This is a genomic window from Agrilactobacillus fermenti, assembly GCF_047943045.1.
GTDB classification, from domain to species: Bacteria; Bacillota; Bacilli; order Lactobacillales; family Lactobacillaceae; genus Agrilactobacillus; species Agrilactobacillus fermenti.
The window spans coordinates 515,185-533,771 of record NZ_CP181347.1 but is presented as its reverse complement, the minus strand read 5'-3'; the positions used below and the strand labels follow the sequence as shown (position 1 = coordinate 533,771).

General features: G+C 39.6%; 20 protein-coding genes. All 20 read right to left on the bottom strand.

The genetic code is table 11. The features are described 5' to 3' along the window. Positions 1-7: 7 nt before the first annotated feature. Positions 8-2,095 (bottom strand): phage tail spike protein, encoded by a 2,088-nt coding sequence (locus ACNAN0_RS02540; protein WP_230913628.1) that lies wholly within the window; start codon positions 2,093-2,095, stop codon positions 8-10. After that, the gene (locus ACNAN0_RS02535; RefSeq protein ID WP_230913629.1) at positions 2,092-2,892 is read right to left on the bottom strand and encodes a distal tail protein Dit; all 801 of its coding nucleotides are present in this window, start codon (positions 2,890-2,892) and stop codon (positions 2,092-2,094) included. Before ACNAN0_RS02535 ends, ACNAN0_RS02540 begins: the two co-directional genes overlap by 4 nt. A gap of 12 nt (positions 2,893-2,904) precedes the next feature. Beyond that, entirely contained in the window at positions 2,905-6,861 is a 3,957-nt protein-coding gene (locus ACNAN0_RS02530; protein WP_230913630.1) for a phage tail tape measure protein, read from the bottom strand. A gap of 3 nt (positions 6,862-6,864) precedes the next feature. Then, complete coding sequence (locus ACNAN0_RS02525) at positions 6,865-7,203, bottom strand: hypothetical protein (protein WP_230913631.1); 339 nt, start codon at positions 7,201-7,203, stop codon at positions 6,865-6,867. 86 nt (positions 7,204-7,289) lie between these two features. After that, positions 7,290-7,763, bottom strand: a complete 474-nt coding sequence (locus ACNAN0_RS02520; RefSeq protein WP_230913632.1) for a tail assembly chaperone — start codon at positions 7,761-7,763, stop codon at positions 7,290-7,292. Then, a complete protein-coding gene (locus tag ACNAN0_RS02515; protein ID WP_230913633.1) occupies positions 7,732-8,061 on the bottom strand; it encodes a fibronectin type III domain-containing protein in 330 nt (109 codons plus the stop codon). Before ACNAN0_RS02515 ends, ACNAN0_RS02520 begins: the two co-directional genes overlap by 32 nt. Further along, positions 8,061-8,660, bottom strand: coding sequence for a phage tail tube protein (locus ACNAN0_RS02510; RefSeq protein ID WP_230913634.1), 600 nt, complete (start codon positions 8,658-8,660; stop codon positions 8,061-8,063). Before ACNAN0_RS02510 ends, ACNAN0_RS02515 begins: the two co-directional genes overlap by 1 nt. An 11-nt stretch (positions 8,661-8,671) precedes the next feature. Continuing rightward, entirely contained in the window at positions 8,672-8,989 is a 318-nt protein-coding gene (locus tag ACNAN0_RS02505) for a hypothetical protein (protein WP_416353772.1), read from the bottom strand. An 82-nt stretch (positions 8,990-9,071) separates the two neighbouring features. Continuing rightward, a complete protein-coding gene (locus ACNAN0_RS02500) occupies positions 9,072-9,446 on the bottom strand; it encodes an HK97-gp10 family putative phage morphogenesis protein (RefSeq protein ID WP_230913636.1) in 375 nt (124 codons plus the stop codon). Beyond that, the gene (locus tag ACNAN0_RS02495; RefSeq protein WP_230913637.1) at positions 9,439-9,756 is read right to left on the bottom strand and encodes a hypothetical protein; all 318 of its coding nucleotides are present in this window, start codon (positions 9,754-9,756) and stop codon (positions 9,439-9,441) included. The genes ACNAN0_RS02500 and ACNAN0_RS02495 overlap by 8 nt, the downstream gene beginning before the upstream one ends. After that, positions 9,756-10,136 carry a phage head-tail connector protein gene (locus ACNAN0_RS02490; RefSeq protein ID WP_230913638.1) on the bottom strand — a complete coding sequence of 127 codons (381 nt, stop codon included), beginning with the start codon at positions 10,134-10,136 and terminating at the stop codon, positions 9,756-9,758. The genes ACNAN0_RS02495 and ACNAN0_RS02490 overlap by 1 nt, the downstream gene beginning before the upstream one ends. Positions 10,137-10,311: 175 nt before the next feature. Further along, positions 10,312-11,205, bottom strand: a complete 894-nt coding sequence (locus ACNAN0_RS02485) for a phage capsid protein (protein ID WP_230913639.1) — start codon at positions 11,203-11,205, stop codon at positions 10,312-10,314. A gap of 18 nt (positions 11,206-11,223) precedes the next feature. Then, a complete protein-coding gene (locus ACNAN0_RS02480) occupies positions 11,224-11,856 on the bottom strand; it encodes a capsid assembly scaffolding protein Gp46 family protein (protein ID WP_230913640.1) in 633 nt (210 codons plus the stop codon). A gap of 113 nt (positions 11,857-11,969) precedes the next feature. Further along, positions 11,970-12,128, bottom strand: coding sequence for a hypothetical protein (locus ACNAN0_RS02475; protein ID WP_230913641.1), 159 nt, complete (start codon positions 12,126-12,128; stop codon positions 11,970-11,972). Then, complete coding sequence (locus ACNAN0_RS02470; RefSeq protein WP_230913642.1) at positions 12,121-13,539, bottom strand: minor capsid protein; 1,419 nt, start codon at positions 13,537-13,539, stop codon at positions 12,121-12,123. The genes ACNAN0_RS02475 and ACNAN0_RS02470 overlap by 8 nt, the downstream gene beginning before the upstream one ends. A 10-nt stretch (positions 13,540-13,549) precedes the next feature. Beyond that, positions 13,550-14,962 carry a phage portal protein gene (locus ACNAN0_RS02465; RefSeq protein ID WP_230913643.1) on the bottom strand — a complete coding sequence of 471 codons (1,413 nt, stop codon included), beginning with the start codon at positions 14,960-14,962 and terminating at the stop codon, positions 13,550-13,552. Between the two features lie 27 nt (positions 14,963-14,989). After that, positions 14,990-16,246 carry a PBSX family phage terminase large subunit gene (locus ACNAN0_RS02460; RefSeq protein ID WP_416353771.1) on the bottom strand — a complete coding sequence of 419 codons (1,257 nt, stop codon included), beginning with the start codon at positions 16,244-16,246 and terminating at the stop codon, positions 14,990-14,992. Next, a complete protein-coding gene (locus ACNAN0_RS02455) occupies positions 16,212-16,718 on the bottom strand; it encodes a terminase small subunit (RefSeq protein WP_416353770.1) in 507 nt (168 codons plus the stop codon). Before ACNAN0_RS02455 ends, ACNAN0_RS02460 begins: the two co-directional genes overlap by 35 nt. A gap of 65 nt (positions 16,719-16,783) precedes the next feature. Next, positions 16,784-17,155, bottom strand: a complete 372-nt coding sequence (locus ACNAN0_RS02450) for an ASCH domain-containing protein (RefSeq protein ID WP_230914710.1) — start codon at positions 17,153-17,155, stop codon at positions 16,784-16,786. Then, the gene (locus ACNAN0_RS02445; RefSeq protein WP_230914709.1) at positions 17,133-18,200 is read right to left on the bottom strand and encodes a hypothetical protein; all 1,068 of its coding nucleotides are present in this window, start codon (positions 18,198-18,200) and stop codon (positions 17,133-17,135) included. Before ACNAN0_RS02445 ends, ACNAN0_RS02450 begins: the two co-directional genes overlap by 23 nt. Between the last annotated feature and the right edge of the window lie 387 nt (positions 18,201-18,587).

Below are 18,587 nucleotides of genomic sequence, written 5' to 3'. Positions count from 1 at the left end.
CTGCTCCTTAGGGTCTAAATTCTGTTCCGTTGATAAATAACCGATCGCAGTAAAAGCTGCCTACTACGGACGTGGTACCGTAAATATCTACGGTATTATGGATTCGCGTCCAGCCATAAACTTCAAGCGTACCGGATGTGGAAATACCATAGTCCGCTGAAATTTGTGTGCCTTGGCCGCCGCTCCATGGTCGTAGATCAATACGCGACTGGCCTGTTATATCGATACTATTTAATTGACCGCTGACGATTTTCCCAGCATCAAGGTTGGCAATAGCTGCGTTATTGATCGCGCCATTTTCAATATAAGTATTGCCGTTAATATGAATATTACTACCGCCTAATTCAACTTGTGATCCATTTAAATACAAGTAAGAGTTAGAACCACTGCCCCGAACTTCTAACTTGATACTATTGACTTTTTGAGTAATCTGGCTGGATAAGCTGTTTTCTGTATTTGAAATTTTCATATCAAATAGGTTGGAGAGCTGTGTGAATCTACTATTAGTATTATTTTGGTTATTCGTGACCGTCGATTGTAAGCCATTAACATTTGCACGAATGTCTACGATGTTATTTTTATTGTTATTGACGGCATAATAAAGTTGCTGAGCGTTATCGAACCCAGCAGCTTTAATCATCTTTTCAGTCTCTTCATCAGCTTTTTTCATTGCTGCTTTCAGCTCTTCATCGCGTCCTTCGGGGAACATCTCAACCCATTTGCCATCAATGAACTTATACATTGTGACTGCACCAGTACCCAAAGCACCTTTGAACCAAAGATCACCCTCAATAGCGCCAGTAGGCTCAGTATCCCCATAATAATTTTTGGAACGGCCATTTGCCGAATCTAAAGCATACTGTTGGTCATTCTTTGAATTCTCATCGAGTTTTTGATCAGTATTTTTTTCGATTTCCTCTTTGGTATCATCTACGTAATTATTCGTTTCATCAATACGGTCATTCGTATTATCGATTTGATCTTGTGTCTCGTCCTCACGTTCGGCCTGAGACTTAACAAGATAGTCTCCGATCTCTACGGTTGTCTGTGTGTAGTCCAAAAGGTTGCGATGGATTTTGAAGACACGAGCTTTATACACGATGCCAATATCATGACGCACAATAATTACTGAATCGCCCAAGCTTAAGTCGCCAATCCGAGTAATATCAGATACGAACTGTACAAGTGGACGTGCATTTTCAATCAATTTATCGTAAGTAGCTCGTAATAATTCAGTTCGATCTTCGATATCATCAAATGTCCAAATAGCCGTTCTGGGCTTGCCGTCAGAGTAGCCCCATTTTGCTGTTGAATCTGGATATTCAACCCATTCTTGTCCCAGCGGTTTATCAACAGGGTCCCCATTAGCTTTTGACCACGAAACTGTATCAAAGCGAATCTTGCGACCATAGCCACCAGTTGAATTGCCGGCCTCATCAGTTTTTTCTTCACCTTTACCCATACCGACAGCCGCCGTATAGATGTTCAGTCGACTTTCTTCACGAGCAATGGATAAAGCATTGGAACCATAAACAAAACGCTTATAGGTATCCTTGCCCAATCGTTGATAGAAGTTGACCGTACGCTTAGTAATCACGTTGTTTTGAATCGTATAGACAAAATCAGTTTCAACGCCAAACGCATTCACTAATTTTTTCAGTCCCTCAAGTCGAGAGATGTAATAAACATAAACGGTCGATTTTGGAATATCAGGTATATTGCCAAACTGCCATCTTGTTCCCTTGAATACTCGATCAGCAACGTCTTTGAACTGCCAGTCTTTCATTCGATATTCAGGCAGATAGCCATACGCATCTAAATCATCGTAGGCCTCTTCAATACCTGTGAGTGTGATCTCACTGTCACTTGCCTTAAAGCTTTGGATAGCATAGATGTGGAAATCACGACCAGTCCCAACTCGAACTGGGACACCTACATAGACCGCCCTTTGTAAATTAGCCAAGTTCTTTTTGGTCAGTGCCATCGTTAAATCTAATTGTTTAGCAGTATTGATCTCCAATGTTTCCCAGCCTTCAATCAAGCTGGTCACAATGTCAAAAACCTGTTGTTTCTGATTCATTAGTAAAATTCTCATAGGCGACCACTCCGCATTACAATTTCAATTTGTGCCGTTGCTGGCGTTACTTTGATGGTATCCATATGTTTGATCTTAAAATTCTCCAAATCACTAGCATAGTCCAGCAATTCCGGATGATAATTTCCATTTAAGGTTATATATTGTTCGCCAGTTGGACGCACAACTAATACATCATTTGCATTAAACTTGCCATTCAAAACAATCTGTAAGTCCCCATTAGTTATTTGAACCTGATTTGTTGATGATTTGAGCACTACCGAGATCATATCTGGAATTGAAGCAAAATAAATAGGCTCTAGTGTTGTGACCGAGCCTATGCCCTGAGTATTAACCGGATAGCGGCAATGCTTAAATGGGTCTGTACACAAAATTGTAAAAGAACTAGCAACTTCGTTGGTCCCAACCGGTACTGCATCTGCATCAGATAAAATACCTACAAAGCTCCATAGAGGATCGTCTTTAAACCAAAACGAAAATTGTTTTTGTGATAGTAAATAGTTTAGATAGTCATATTTCGTTCGAAAATCCTGATCATCTTTTGCCTTTAATTTATATGCAACTTTAATTTCCCGTTCCGGATAGTTGGCAGTTTGGAACATTTTACCGTCCATCGCGGGGATGTCAGTTGTCTTAGGCTCATAGCTTAATAATTCACGTCCACTAACATTCAAAGTCTGGTAGCCATCTATTTGCTCTTCAATAGGTACATTATCAATGAACATTGCCTCGGCCGGTAAGAAAGGCTCCTCATCTCCTAAAAACTTTGATAAATCTCTAAAATCATATAGACCCATGGAATCCCTCCTTTATAGCTTATAGCGATGTAATTGGATGCTTGAATCTTGTGTCCCTGAAATATCATCTACATAGCCTTTCCATTCATGCCCACCCATATTGAGTGTTACATTAGCTGGTTGATGGGTCAGGATCATTTGACCACTGACATTAGCGCTAAGGCCACTATTCAATTGTTTGTTTGCTGCAGCTAAAGTTCCAGCAATATCAGCAGTTGAAATATTAGGAACGGCTGCTTGTGCAATCGAATCAGACATACTAGAAACTGATTTGATCACACCACCAAATGAATCAACAAGGCCATTATTCAGGCCATTCATGATGGCATTACCAGCTGGAATCAATAATTTCTTATCATAACTGATTGGACCCTTATGGTCAGCAATCCACTTGCCGATACCACCAACAAAATCTTTAACAGCTTCAAAAGCACTCTTAAGTCCGCGCAAAAAGCCCTCAATGATTTTTTTACCAGCGTTCACTAAAAGACTTGGGTCAAATAACCCCTTAAGATTATTTAGTAAACCGGACGCAGCTGATTTAATACCGCCCCAGGCGTTGCTGACAATGCCTTTGAATTTATCCCAAATACTGCTAAAGAATTGTTTAATGGCATTCATACCAGTTTGTACAATGTTTGAAACAGCGTCTAACCCAGTTTTAATAACTGATTTGATTCCGTCCCAGATCGATTTGGCAACACTTTTAATACCGTTCCATACCTTAGACCAGATACTTTGAATCGCATTTAAAACCGAAGAGATGATACCTTTAACTGCATTGATCACGGTATTAACAACGGACTTGATGCCATTCCAAACGGTTGAAACGATACCCTTGATATCATTCCATACAGCGCTCCAATTGCCTTTGATAGCATCGGTTACAGTTTTGATGATACCTTTAATAACATCTAAAACAGTTTTAACGATTGTACTCATAACGTCCCAAACTGTTTTTAGGATTGTCGAAATGACATTCCAGCCAGTGTCCCAAATCGTCTTAATAACACCTATAACGGTCTCAATCGTTGTCTTGACGGCATCAAAAGCCGTACTAACAACCGTCTTAATAACATCCCACGCAGCTGAAAATACAGTTTTGATACCTTCCCACAGTGCCGTAAAAAATGGTGAAACTGTATCCCAAACAGATTTCAACAAGTCCACAACGACCTGAAAAGTCCCCTTGATAATATCCCAAGCCGTAGAGAAAACAGATGTAACACCATCCCACAAAGTCGTAAAGAACTCTGTGATTGGCGTCCAAATAGATTTCAAGAAGTCAATAATCGGTTGAAAAATTGCTTTGATTAAGTCCCATGCTGCTTGAAAGACACCTTGAACACCCGTCCAAAGTGTTGTGAAGAATTCGGTCATCCCATTCCAGCTTGTCTTAATGGTGTCGATAACAGGACCAAAGATAGCTGTAATAACGTCCCAAGCTGTTTGAAATACCTGTTGTATTGTAGTCCAAAGAGCTGTAAAGAATTCAGATAATCCTTGCCAAGCAGTTTTTAAAGCATCCACCACTGGACTAAAAATTGCTTTGATGGTATCCCAAGCCGTTTTAAAAACGTTTTGAACATTGGTCCAAAGTGTCGTAAAGAATTCTACTAAGGCATTCCAGCCGCTTTGAATCGTTTTTGGAATCGAATTAACAAAATCTCTGAACCAACCAACCTTGTTATAAGCCAAAACCAAACCAGCAACTAAAGCAGCGATTGCGGCAATGATTAAAATGAACGGGTTGCTTAATGCAGCGGTCTTTAACGCTGCTAAGGCACTTTGAACTAATTTAAACGCACTGCCTACCCCATTCACAGCAGATTTTACGGTGTTAAGTACCTTGACTGTTGTTTTGAAAGCCATAAATCCAGCAACAAGTGGTGCTAAATATGGAATCAATTGACCAATAAATTTAGCAATGCTACCAATAGCCTTTCCAATCGAATACCAGATCGACTGTGTTGGTTTAGCAGTGTTTGATTGCGTCACAAAATTAGTAATTGCCTTAATAATCGGATCAAAAATTATTAGCAGATTATCAAAAGCACCTTTAATGCCATCGATAATCGCTTTAACTGCACCAGAGTCTCGAATACCCTGAACAAAACTGGATAAGGCCTTGACCACATTCCCAATTACCGTGCCCACTGTTGAAAAAGCGTTGCTAACGCCGCTCCCAGAGTTGCTGGCACTTGGAACCAAAGCATCAAAGGCGTCCTTGAGTAACCCAACCGTATTCTTGATTAGATTAAGGGCAGCTTGAGCGCCACCAGATTCTTTGAAGGCATTCCACATTGACATGATAGCAGTTACGACTGTTTCAATCGTTTTAACAACAAACATGATTGCATCATTCAAAGCACCGCTAATCGTGTCTGCAAAAGATTGGACACTTTCCTTACTAGCATTAAAATTCCCGGCTAGATCGTTTTTGATTGAATTCGCGAATGTTTTTAATTCATTACTAGCTGTCGTAAATGCTGCACCCAAATTTTTGCCCACAACATTTACAATCGTTTGAACTGCATTTCTAAAGGGTTCAGAACTAGCATATAGTGCCGCAAATCCGGCAGCTAAAATAGCAACTGCTGCAACAGCTAAACCTATTGGTGTTGATAAAGCCCCAAATATACCACCTAACTTTGTCAAACTACCGATCGTACTTGTAATTTTACCTGCAGCTGTCAAAAATCCACCAATCGCAACGACTACTGGACCGATGACGGGCGCTAGTCCGAGAAATGCACGTGTTACTTTAGCAATGCCACTATCAGATTGTGTTGCCCATTCCAAAGTTTTATTAACTAAATCGAGCATGCCACCAGTGATACCTTCTTGAGCTTGCATTGCTGTATTTCTAAGACTTTCCCAATTACCACCAACTTGTTCTAATTTAGAACCGGTATTTTTTTGCATTTCAGAAGCTTGGTCAGATAAGAACTTTGTAGCTGTTGCGTTGTCTTTAGCATCAACTTGGAGCTTTTGTGAGAAAGCATCCCAAGATGTTGTTGTACTACCGGACTTGTCAGCAATTGAATCTAGTAAAGGTAAAATAGCCCCCATCCCAGCTGTTCCGAATAATTTCTTGAGTGCTGCTACTTTTTCATCTGGAGCCAGTCCATTTAATGCTTGATTAACTTCACTTAGGATTTGTGGGAGAGGTTTCATATTACCCTGTGCATCTACGAATGATAGTCCAAGCTCAGTCATTTCCCCTTTAGCAATCTTAGAGGGCGCCATCATCTGTAGAATTGCATGGTTCAAATCTTGTGAAGCCTGTGCTGCACTATAACCACGATTTGTTAATAACCCGATTGCAGTCGTTGTGTCCTCTAACCCAATTCCAGCACTTCTAGCGGTGCCACCGATTGTCGCTAGCGCCTGTTTCATATCAGCGATACCCGCATTTGATAGATTGGCAGCATCAGTTAGAATAGCTGCAGCTCTGGCCGGATATTTAACAGAATCACCCCAAATATTCATCGCATTTTGCACGACCGTAGCGGTGTCTGTTAGATCTGCACCGGTAGCAGTTGCCGCTTGGGCGATAGCTGGGAACTGTTCTTTAATTGTTCCAACATCTGCACCCGCTTGAGCCATTTGGATCATGGCATCTGCTGCATCCTGAGCTGATATTGGTAAGACGGCACCCATCTCATTGGCAACATCTGCCAGACCCTTGATGTCCTTTGATGTGCCACCAGCCGTAACGGCAGCTTTGTTCAAAGACGCTTCAAATTGACCAAATGATGATAGTGAGGAAATACCAAAAGCGGATACTGCTGTTCCAATAATTCCTAGCGTTTTGCCAAAGCCTTGTACTTGTTTTCCAGCAGATTCAAGTGATGAACCAACATTGGCTGAAAACTCCCTGACCTGTCCAATAGCTTTTTGAAATACTGTACCAAAGCCCTTATCTACAGCAGACAATGAAGCCTGTACACTATATTCCGTTGCCATATTCTACCTCCTTTCATCAATTGGTATGATTTTGCCTTGTTTCTTAAGCTGATTAAACTCAGCTAGACGCTTATTGAAGATTTCAGTTGTCTTGTGCTTCTTCTCTTGCGCTGACTCATGAATAGTTGTGTAGCCTTCTTCAAACACTGCACGTACTTGATCATAAGCAGTTTGTTTATCAAAGAACTGATCAAACTTTTTGAACTTTGGCCGCGGTCTTTTGCCACCAGTCGTTGCCTGCACGGTTTGATTAAACCAAGCTTGTAAAGCCAGCTGTTCTTCTTGTTCAACTTTTTGAAGTTGATAGGCTTCCATACGTAACTGATATTCAGCTAAATTCATTCTTTCAATATCAATGAGTTGAGTAAAACCAAGATAAGCAAAAGCGTTGAGCAGGATTTCGTGATATTGTTGCGCTGAACTTAACTTTACTTTTTGTTCGTTGCCTTTAGACGACTTAAAGCTAACTTCAGCGGTTGTGATTTCCCCATTTCACTGAGTACATCATCAAACAATTTCTTTAGATCATCAGTCGTTGTATCAATATAGGTGTCTACTTCATCTCGGCTTGGACGGTTTGGGTCAGTAGCTGTTGCTGCCCAGATCACATTTGATAAAGCAGATGGATTGTATTGCTGTAAAGCTGGCATTGTTTTGGCCAAACTAAAGCCCATTCCCATACCGTTGACATCTAGTCCAGCGATCTTATCTAGTTCTCGGACAAACTTCGTACCAAAAAATAATGTGTATTTTTTCTTATTGATCACAATTTCCATTTCATTACCAACTTTCTTTTCTTTTAAAGATATCAAGATATTAAAAAAGCGGAGGCTAATCATAGCCCCCGCGATAACCCATAGCAGGGTTGGTTTACTTGGTTGTTGCTGCAATAGGTGTGACATGTGCACTGGCTCCTTGGGCATCTTTGCTGCTTTCACCAACAGGATTAACAGCCGTAACGGCAATAGTATATTCTGTGTCATTTGTTAACCCATCAACAGTGCCCGATAATTTGTCATTAGCCAAGCTTTGAGCTGGTTTGCTTGTCCAAGCTTCAGAAGCTTTTTTAACCCAAATGTTATAACCAGTTAGATCGTTCTTTCCATTGCTTGGCACACCATCATTATCTGGTGCCGTAAATGTAAAGTCTACCTTAGTATCGCCCGCCGTAGTAGTAATTTTAGGACTGCTAGGGGGCACTATTTGGGGGCTGGCGTGTTACCTGTTTCTGGAACATTAACGCCGTTATCAGTTGTTTTATTCCAAGCAGTACCACCGCCAGTTTTATCATCGTCAGTGATTTTACCCAAACCACGGAAAATATAATCAATAGCTTCTTGCGCATCCTTAGGCAATTCTAACCAGCCTCGTTTTGGTGTGCCATTTACTGCAAAGGTCACATCACGTGTTGAATTATCATCGGGATCATTATCATTGGAATCTTCAGAAACTGTTGATTGCATATACCACGCAAAATACTTGCCCTCTGCGTTACGACGATTACGATAAACAATCCAGTTTTCTAAGACTTCACCATCAAATAATGAATCATACATCACGTCAGCAATTGCAGAAGTGTTGTTAATAAATTCAACTTCAAAGTCTGTTTCTACTGAACTTGACGTTGCAACGATGCCATCTTTGGTCGGATTTGTATCAGAATCTCGTTGTGGGTCAAAGGACAAAGATGTCTGCCATGGAATGATCTGACCTTCTTGATTTCGTTCCTGTGCTTTTGGTCGTACAAAAGCCACGGTATCAATACCTTGTAGATATTTTAATTCGTTCTCTACCGCCATATTTTTACCTCCTACATAATTTCAAATCTTAATGTTAAAAGACCACGGTTCAAGACCGTATTTGGCACTGAAGTATCCTGTAACAATTGTTTTTCATGTGCACTCACTTTGCCAAAAAAACGATAATTGGTAGTTTCAATAGTGCCGATAGCTGCATGGAAAATACGGTCAACCATTCTTGAGATAGTTAACTGCATTTTAGAGTTACCCCAGCAATCAATCGTCAAAATAACTTGACCGTTGATTGAGGTTTTAGTGGCGTTGGACACTGTTTGTAGACTACCAACTACGACAAAAGGATAAGGCACATTTTCATTTTGCATTGGCAAATGATCATAGGTATCATATCCTTCTTTTTGACAAAGTTTATAAAAGTAGTCATATAATTCTTGCTCTGGTGATTTGATTGAATCACCCCATTATCTTTTTAAGTTCTGCTATGAATAAAACTCGTTGTGCTTCCCAGCTTGGCTTTAGTACTGGTCTAGCCGCCATAAAGCGTGTCCCTAGCTCTAGGTAAGGACTATAATACGTCCCCATACCGACCGTGCCAGTCATACCATTGCCACTAAGCATCAAAGCGATACTACGACGAGTAGCACCCGTTGGTTTGACGAACTTTTTACCTTCATAATGACCTGTATAAGCTGTTGTGGTCTTTTGCTGAGCTTTGACCTGCAGCTGGGCTGTATGTTTTTTAACAATCTGTTTGATTGGCTCTAGGCTGGTACGCTCTTCAAGAGCTTTTTGCAGTCCTTTGGTTCCAGTAATCTTGATCTTAACCATTAGCTTCACCAACGATCAATGTTCCCTCTTTTAAAAGGAATCTAGTCGTTTGTTTAACATAATGGGTCTCACCGTCATCAATCTGTATATAGCTCCAGTTACTTGATAAAGCAACTTTATCAGGACTCCTAATAACTAATGCCTGTTCATTAAGACTGCCTAGTAATTCAACCGCTCGAGTAGTTCCTAAGTCAGTGACATTGGCGATGGATTCAGCGACCAGTACGGCTTGGCCTTGTGTATCTTCAGTAGCATCAGGGTCATAGTTATCATTTGCTAGATAAAACTTAATTATGTGATCATAGCGCATTACGATTCACTTCCATATCCATTAATAAAATGAACCGTCCCAAGTGTTTTGATATCTTTATCATTTGCTTTACGCCATGAAGCAATATCGTCCAAAAATTCATCAAAATCATTAGCTTCGAAAGTAATTGATTCACCTTCTTGACTGTATGAAGTCATGCCCTCATTTTTTAGGCGATTATAGCGTTTGGCCGACACTTGCAACAAAATATAGTTTAATTCATTTGGATAAGATTGCTCGCTCTCTAAACTTAATTTAAGTCGCAATTGAGCTTCAGTGTTGTCAAGAATCACTTTTAAGGCTTTGTCTCTCTTAGAATTATCAGTGTCCAACAACAGCATATCTTTTAACTTACTTAAATAATCGGTTGCCTCGGGCATTTAGTCACCACCTAATCTTTAGGAACTAATGCAAGTAAGTCAGCTTTAGTGGTTTTACCTGTAAAGTCAATCTTTTGGTTAGTCAACCAAGCTTTGATTTCATCAATCGTCTGAACGTCAGTTGGTTTTGTTGATCCAGATGGGTCAAACTTATCGCCACCATTATTAGGTGGCGTTACGCTTTTTTTGCTAAAGTACCTTTCAGAACACCATCAGTAACCTCGGCAAACAGAGCCATACCCAAATAGATCGTAGACTGGTCAGTTAAGTTGACGGTGTTGTCATCTTTGACTAAAGCAATCAAGCCAGTTTCATCAGTAGTGATTTGTTTGTTATGAAAGATCTTAGAAGCTTCACCATTAACATCAATGTACTGCAAGTTGATGTTATTTTGCACGGTTGAATAGAAAGTACCCTTAGGAACAGAGTTATTAATAATCACGCGTACATTTGTGAAACTAGTAAGCAAAGTCATACCAAAGCCAACAGATTGACCGTTCTCAATTACGGCACCGCCTAAGTATTCGCCGGCGTCCTCAGGGTTGATAAAGACGATCGTACCAACATCCTCATTGTCAAATAGAGAACCGAGCTTACCCCATGACTTACCAAAGGCTTCTTGCAAACCGGATACTGTACCTAAGTCAGTAGGAGCTGTACCAAGATATGTGAAGAAATCAGAGCGGATGTCTTTTTGAATCGCTTGACGCACTTGTGTGTCAGTTTGATTAGCCGCCATATCATAGCCGACTCGTTGTACTTCTTCGATAGTTACAGCTTTACGATATTTACGAAAGCCAACTTCAAATTCGCGGTCTTTAGCCCGAGAAACATGGGTCAATGGAATGTCTTCACCCTCAGCAACGATACCTTTTGCGGCATCACCATCAGGTTTCTTTAAATCAAATTTATAAGTCTGAATCTTGTTACCTTGCCGCATTGGTTGTGGGCGTGTGATACCCAGTGCTTCTTGCAGCTTTTGGATTGAATAGGCGAACTGATTGACAAAGTCAATTGCATCAACATCACCCATGTCTGGGGTCTTGATTAAATTTGGTTCTACTGCCATATTGATGGCCTCCTAATCTTATTGAAATTCTTGAATATTTTCGGCAATGGCTTTCTTACGATCAAATGGATCCTTGATCGCTAAGATTTCTTCGCGGCTCATTGTCTTGGTAGGCTTGCCATTAATACGTGGCGTCCTGCCTTTTAGATATTGATTTCGAGTTTCTTCCTGAACTTGATTTGCAAAAGCAATCAAAGCCTTGGCATTAGCATAAGTTTGATCATCATTGTTAGCTACAACCATGTTTAAAACACCATCATCAACTTTTAGACCAGCTTCTTTAAAAACACCGTCAGTTTGCTTAATTGCTTCATTACGTTCTAATTGAGCCTTAAGCATGGCAATTTGTTTATCTTTTTCAGACTCAGCCTTAGCCACTTTATCTTCTTCAGATAACTTTTTGACATCTTTGCCAGATTCGAGCTCTTTAATACGGGTTTCGGCTTTTTTCAAACGGTCAGCATAGTCATTTTTTTCAGCTTGTTCTTTACCTAAGCGTTTTTGTAACTTCTCGACGACTTTCTCACCATCAACAGGCTTAACCTCTTCCTCTGCCGGCTTAGGATCATCTTCGGTTTGGGATTTGAACCGTTCGGTAGTTTTATTTTCATCATCAAGGTCCTGGCTTTGCTTCGTTTTATCATTATTCATTGGTTAAAACTCCTTTCGCTCATTTATAGCCGTGGGAGGCTCTCAGATTGTTCTTTTAGCGCTGCAATGCACGGAAAAAGCGCATAAAAATAGCACATCTGTCAATGTGCTCGCTACTTTTTATCTTTATTTTTAACTGCCTTGTATATTCCATCTATGAACTCTTGGTCTCGCTTTTTTTCTTCGGGGGTTAGTTTTCTACCCTTTTTAATAACTTTGCCAAGGAGTGGATCATGCCAACGCTTATCAGAATAAGGCTTCTTATCAGTCAATAACTTTCACCTCAATTTTATACTTGCCGTTACTGACATATCGATCAATAACCTTGAATATGGTGCCTCGTTTAAATAATACTTCAGACTCAGATGGATTCCAATATGAAATATCTCTGCCTGTTTTAGAATCATTTAAAATTATTCTAACGGTATCGTCAGGATCATAGATACCCTTTGAACTTGAAACATACTGATCGAATTTAATCTGTGCACCAATTTCATATTGGCTGATAAATTCTTGTATTTGACTACTTGAAAGAGTTATAGAGCGATAAAGTTTTTTAGCTTTGTAAGGCGGTAGTTTATTAAGAGCTGCATCCAAATTATTAACCCACTTTTTTTGAGTATTCGTCAATTCAAGTCCTCGCCTGAATGTATCATTCAAAACATAGGCGTCAGGTGAAATATACCGTGTAATAGCAGCTTGCTCATCCTCTGTTAAAATCACCGGTTCATACCATGCCGCTAATGAACAACGGCAATTAGGATGTGCTGGTAAATAAGGTACCTCTGTGACTTTATAAACACCACGTTCACCCTGTACCTCACCACCGTTAGCAATATCTCGGCATATCGTACATGCACTGGGCTCGGCTATCCATTTACAATACTCATAATCATATTTTTTAAAACTATTAAGCTGAGCTTGTGTCTGAACTCTGGCTGATTCTGTTCGTGCTATTCGTTCAGTAATTGATTTAGTTTTTCCAACTGTATCTCTGACTAGTGGTGTTAATTGCTTAGCAATTTCCCGCGGATTAAGCCCTTGTCTAATTGCCCGCGTTAATTGGACATCCAAGTTAGCTTTTAGTACATCGTTATCCGACCACAATAGATCACTAAACTTCGCATTACCGGTTTGAGCATAAACAATATTGGTAATCTCTTTAAGAGATGGTAATACCAAATCTTTGCCTAAAATGCCGGCTTGTCGAGTTACCTCAGCAATATAATCTGATTTAAGCCTGTTGGCCATGTCCGCGTTTATCTTGACTGTTGTATCTAACACTTCTTGAGATATTTCAGCTTTGAGCATTTCTAGGCGATTGATTCGCATTGTCGCATTGTAGAGTCGCAAGCGCTGGTTAACTTCATCATTAAAATCAGCAGAAGTAATATTACCCTTACTTTTATATATACGACGAGCTTCAGCAACAATTTCCGTAGCCCTACTTTCAAATGCCTTAACGTCTTCGCTTGCTACTTTTCTTTGAGCTTCGGCCAATGTATAGCCATTGCGCTGAGCGTATCGAATATATTGATCGTTAATCTGACTGTTGATAGATTTAATTAGGTCATCATAATGCTTCTGCAGAACTTTATTAAAATCATCATCAGACTTGATATTATCAGCAATGAACTTATTTTCATTTGCTTCACGTTTTTTCCAATAAGTGGTGTTATCCATGAGGCATCACCTACTTATCAGATTCTTTTTGAGCAGCTTCTTGATCTTCATTGTCTTGCTGACCACTAGACTTTTGGAAATCTAATGCGCTGGCACTATTTTGAACAGCCTGATCCAGTTTTTCTTTTTGTTCCTGTGCCATTTTATCCATTTCAGCTTTGGGGTCATCTACAATAGACAAAACGGACAGCTGTGTCTCTTTACTAACAATACCCTCCAAAGTGCTGGCTGTTTGGGCTTCATCTGCCACGTTGACTGGCATGTTTCGAGTAAATTTAAATTGTAAGTCCTGCCATGCTTCCTGACCACTGCCCACAATCTTGCCAGGCGTGAACAGTACCTTGAATAAGTTGCGTAGTGATTGGGTAAATTTGCGCTCCTTATTTTGAGCCTTGTTTTTCATCGGCAATAGTTTAAACTGCAAAGCTACACCGGAACTATTGCCACTGAATGCTTCATCGTTAAGGTTAGGCACCATCGAGATTTGATAAATCAGGTCTGTTAAGCGGTCAATCAAGTGCTCCTGCATGTTGTCACCATCAGGTTTAGTTAAGAACTCTGCTTTAGCGTTGGCAGCGTCAGCATCTGGCGCATAGATCATTTGATTTTCAATTAACTGAAAGACTGGATTGCCCTTATCATCAGTGGGCAGTTGTAAACCAGCTAAAAGCAGATAAGCATTATCAAAATATTCATTTTGATTGGCCTTTTGACTTAGTGCTTTATCCAAAGCATTAGCCAATGACACAATGTTATCTAAGACACCTTGCCGTTCTTCATTTTCAAAAAATTCAACCGCCGGCACAGCTTCAAAAACATTTGGTTGTTGATCTACCATGTTGTAATCAGCACTGATAGTGTATGATCTATCAGCAAGATAGATCGTACCGCTAAGTTCGTTATCCTCATTGAATCCATAGCGCACAAACGCCAAAGGTCTTCGTTGGATCGTATCATCATAAATCATGAACGAATGCATAGGATCAGAATAAGCTATTTGAGTGTTGCTATCTTCATCTTGATAACCAAAAATAAAGGATTGCCCAAAAATATCGGCTTGCTTACTAACTTCGCTAAGTACATCCACAAAAGAATTAATGTTGAGCCACGTTTGCAAGCCCTCATTTTGAGCATTCTCTTCAAGCGTAATTTTAGGCGGAATACCAACAAAATAGCCGTTGAACGTGTCAACGACATAATGAGGTAAATTTGCAACAATTCGGTTATCAATGCGTCCATTGCGGTGTGTATCAATGGTCAACATCTCATGATTGCCTTTATATAAATCAAACTTTTTCTGATAATCGGGAACTAAATTACTCTGATGATACTTGATAAAATTCTGCAAATCTTCTTTGGTTATTTCAGTATCTGCTGGATAGATAAATAACCCATTATCAGTAATGGAACCAACACCATTCACTTTTGCATTTGCGATTAGTCACACCTCCTAAATAAAGTTCTGATATACATACGCTTTTGGCTTCGCTTGCCCATTAATTTCTTCAACGGCATATCTAACAGCGTCAATCAAGTGATTATATGAATCCACTGGTTTATTAAGATACTCACCAGTCTTTTTGTCTTTGACATAAGTGTAATTTTGTAGTTCTTCAATGAGCTTGACACAACGATCATCTACAACAAATTTAAACTGCTGAAGAAAAGAAAGACCCTGAATAATGCTATCCGGGCCCTTTTTGGCTGGTCTGATTCGCGAAATACCATCGCGTTTAATCTCTTCAATTGATTTCTTTTCAGCAGCATCGGCAGTGATCACTTCTTTGCTGTAGCCCATCTGCTTGATAGCCTCAGCAATCTGATTATTTAGCAGGCCTTTGCGTGCATATTCTTCCATGAAATAGATCATTTTGTTCTTCTCGTCAACTTTGACATGAATAAATGCTGACGGGTCGTTTACGAAACCAAAATCTAAGCCGAATAACGATTTTATACTTCTAAGTTTTGGATCATCTTTATTCAATCGTCTAGTTTCAAAGTGAGGAAAAACTAGTTTATCTAGGGTGGCAAATTCACCCAAAGCATAAATGCGATAGTAGACAGGATTTGACTTCTCCAACATTTCAATATTTTTACGCGAGCGCTCATCCAGAAACTGATTATCATGATAGGTCGATTGAATAACCTTAGTGTCATCTTGATTCACCTCAAAGAAATGTTTGTATACCCAATTGAGCTTGCTGACTGGATTGAACATCAAGTAGATTTGTTTGAACTTATGTTTTTTCTCTCTTAAACGTAATGTCAATTGTGTATAGTCCTCCAAATTGAACTCTGTTGCTTCCTCCATGACTACATCAGATATGCCCTTAATGGATTTTATTTTCTCGGGATCATCCATACCCTTAAACAAAAATACAGCCCCATTTGGTAGCTGTATCTCAAAGTTTGATTGATTTATTTTGCAATATGTTAGTAGGCCTAAACTAGATAGCCCTTGCTTAACATCTTCAAAGATTGAATCACGAACACTGGTCCCAACTTTACGCAACCATAAAACCTTACGTGGATATCGCCAAGGCTGGCAGGCTTTGATGATAACTTTCTGAACAACACCATGACTTTTACCCGAACTGGCACCACCATAATAAACTTCCGTAAACGTTTTATAATCGAACAAAGATTTATAGAATTGTTTGTTGAAAACCTTGCTAGGTTTCGGAATCTGTATCGTTATCATCGCCATCACCACCGATCACAATATTGATATCTGAACTTTGGATGTCTAGTTTGTCCGTCCATAATGAGTAACGCTTGCCTAACAACTCAGCTGCCTTATTTGCATCAGAGACCTTTGTTCTGATTTCAATGACATCTGCCGTTTCTTCATAGACTACCTTGTCATAGGTTGTTTTCTCGCCATCAACGGTCAAAACTTTAGGTTTCTTAGTTACAACAACTTGATCTTCCGTTTCTTTACGGTTCATAACACGGCTTAGGTATTCAATCACGTCCTGAGCGGTTGCTGTACGCTCCTGGTGCATTTTTTCGAGTTGTCCGTCTATATATTGCTTGATGTTAGCATTTGTTAGCAATCGGCTTGCATTTGCTCTTGCGACACCATCTTTTTTGACATGGGGATAAGCAACTTTATAAGCTCGACTACCATTCAGATCTTTCAAGTATTCATCTGCAAAAATTTGCTGCTTCGGTGTCACATATACCACCGCCTCCTAGTTAAAATTATGTACAAAAAAAGACGCCGGGGCGTCTTAATTAAAGATCAAACATAAATAAATGATTGGGGGGCAGCTTTTACATTCGGAAAAAGTTCCTGGATTTTACGAGGAATCTCATATTCCTGATAATTTTCAATTTCGATAGCATAAGCCGTTTCCCGCCCATCAAAGTATTCTTCGAAAAAATCGTGTGAAATCCCAGAAAATTTTGAGGTCTTGTTCCAAAGCTTATCTGGGGCATCCTGAAGAACTGCTTTAACTTCAAATTCTCCAACAACCCTTCCGCAGGGCTCAGTGGAATAAACGACGACCTTGTCAACTCGTTTCCGAAAAATTCCTTTCCTATACTCAAAAAGTTTTCTACCACTACGAATTTCATCAACAAATTCAGGCCTAATTGATAACAAAATTTTCATTTACTTTCCCTGCCTTTAAAATTGCTTCGAATTCTTGATCCGTCATTTTAAAGAAGCCAAAATATTGGCCTCTCTTATCAGTCTTTAAAATCCCTCCAGATAAAAGGTCATGCCGAGTAATTCTTTTTTTCAGTGGAAGATTATATAAGAATCTAATCACTTGATTATATCTTTTGGACATCCAGAAACTATGTAATTTATCTGTCGAAAAGATAGACCCTCGATTGGCAAAATCCAGAAAGTTTTGTTCATTCGAGAAACTATTGATATTCCTAACTTCATCCACAACACAAATTGAGGTAGCCACTGAGCTGTATTCAGCTTTCCTTCCTTCATCCTTGGTTCTATAAAGAACTATTTTGTCACCATGGTTTAACCCTGAAACGCCCTTCATATTTGTTAAATATGTTTTCACAACACTATTGGCTGGAGAAACATCCTCGCGTACAAAGTCCCGTTCAGTATTTAATCTAGAATCAGGAACCATTCTCGTGTGAAACTCTGGCTTAATGCCAAGTAAATATTTTCCACCATTCAAATCAAATTTTGGAAAGTCAGCATATATGTCTCCTCTATCGGCTTTACTACGTATAAGAACTTCTTCGTTTCCGCTCTCAGTTTGTTTGGTACCATACTTACGGAATCCAAAACGTTTAAAAAGATTTGGTAAGCCTCGAGTTTCGGGGAACATTGTGACGTAAACATCGTCAAACTCCTCAGCCACAAACTTTCTGAGAATAATCGCCATAAACCTATTGCCGGTGGCGGCAAAATGAGCATTTATCTTGAAAGTGCCTATCTTCAAGTGCTTTCCCTCTTCCAACAATGGTGAAATGTCATTAACGCTTCCTTTTTCTGTTTTTAAGTAAAGGAATGCATTTATCTTTTTCTCTGGAGAAACTGAAACATACACTTTCTCCCCTTTAGCCGCTTTCCGAAGAAACCATCCGTCGAAACCTTTGTAGTTTTCACGTAAGGAATCAAAAAATGCATCATTAACATTTACATTTCCGAACTCCTCTAATCTCAAATAGTCCTCATTCATTTCATATCACCTCAACAAAAATAGTACCCGACTTTATCATCAGATACTAGAGGTGATTATCCCGGAAATGAACTTCGCTAGATTGTGAGTATTCATCTATTGAGTTCACTCCTATGCTGCATCTCAGAGTTGAACCGAGTTGTTGATCGGGAAGTCACAAACGCCTGTATGCAGCTACCAATACGTAATATTTTATTTTTTGGCCTTTGACAGCCTATGCCGTTACTCCGAATCGAACGAAGTATAAGTCCTAAACTTGACGGCACCTTTTAGGGGGATAAAGGAAGAATGTATAACATATTTAAGAAGAGCCTTCACGTCTCGTATTTGTCGAACCCCTTTACTTTTCGACAATACTATTATTTCACACTTCAACCCTAAAATCGG

Coding starts and splice junctions, on each gene's coding strand:
- ACNAN0_RS02540 (WP_230913628.1), bottom strand. CDS start 2,095: ATGAGAATTTTACTAATGAATCAGAAACAACAGGTTTTTGACATTGTG.
- ACNAN0_RS02495 (WP_230913637.1), bottom strand. CDS start 9,756: ATGCGCTATGATCACATAATTAAGTTTTATCTAGCAAATGATAACTAT.
- ACNAN0_RS02525 (WP_230913631.1), bottom strand. CDS start 7,203: ATGAATTTAGCTGAATATCAGTTACGTATGGAAGCCTATCAACTTCAA.
- ACNAN0_RS02530 (WP_230913630.1), bottom strand. CDS start 6,861: ATGGCAACGGAATATAGTGTACAGGCTTCATTGTCTGCTGTAGATAAG.
- ACNAN0_RS02460 (WP_416353771.1), bottom strand. CDS start 16,246: ATGGCGATGATAACGATACAGATTCCGAAACCTAGCAAGGTTTTCAAC.
- ACNAN0_RS02535 (WP_230913629.1), bottom strand. CDS start 2,892: ATGGGTCTATATGATTTTAGAGATTTATCAAAGTTTTTAGGAGATGAG.
- ACNAN0_RS02500 (WP_230913636.1), bottom strand. CDS start 9,446: ATGGTTAAGATCAAGATTACTGGAACCAAAGGACTGCAAAAAGCTCTT.
- ACNAN0_RS02480 (WP_230913640.1), bottom strand. CDS start 11,856: ATGAATAATGATAAAACGAAGCAAAGCCAGGACCTTGATGATGAAAAT.
- ACNAN0_RS02510 (WP_230913634.1), bottom strand. CDS start 8,660: ATGGCGGTAGAGAACGAATTAAAATATCTACAAGGTATTGATACCGTG.
- ACNAN0_RS02485 (WP_230913639.1), bottom strand. CDS start 11,205: ATGGCAGTAGAACCAAATTTAATCAAGACCCCAGACATGGGTGATGTT.
- ACNAN0_RS02470 (WP_230913642.1), bottom strand. CDS start 13,539: ATGGATAACACCACTTATTGGAAAAAACGTGAAGCAAATGAAAATAAG.
- ACNAN0_RS02450 (WP_230914710.1), bottom strand. CDS start 17,155: ATGAAAATTTTGTTATCAATTAGGCCTGAATTTGTTGATGAAATTCGT.
- ACNAN0_RS02490 (WP_230913638.1), bottom strand. CDS start 10,136: ATGCCCGAGGCAACCGATTATTTAAGTAAGTTAAAAGATATGCTGTTG.
- ACNAN0_RS02445 (WP_230914709.1), bottom strand. CDS start 18,200: ATGAATGAGGACTATTTGAGATTAGAGGAGTTCGGAAATGTAAATGTT.
- ACNAN0_RS02520 (WP_230913632.1), bottom strand. CDS start 7,763: ATGTCACACCTATTGCAGCAACAACCAAGTAAACCAACCCTGCTATGG.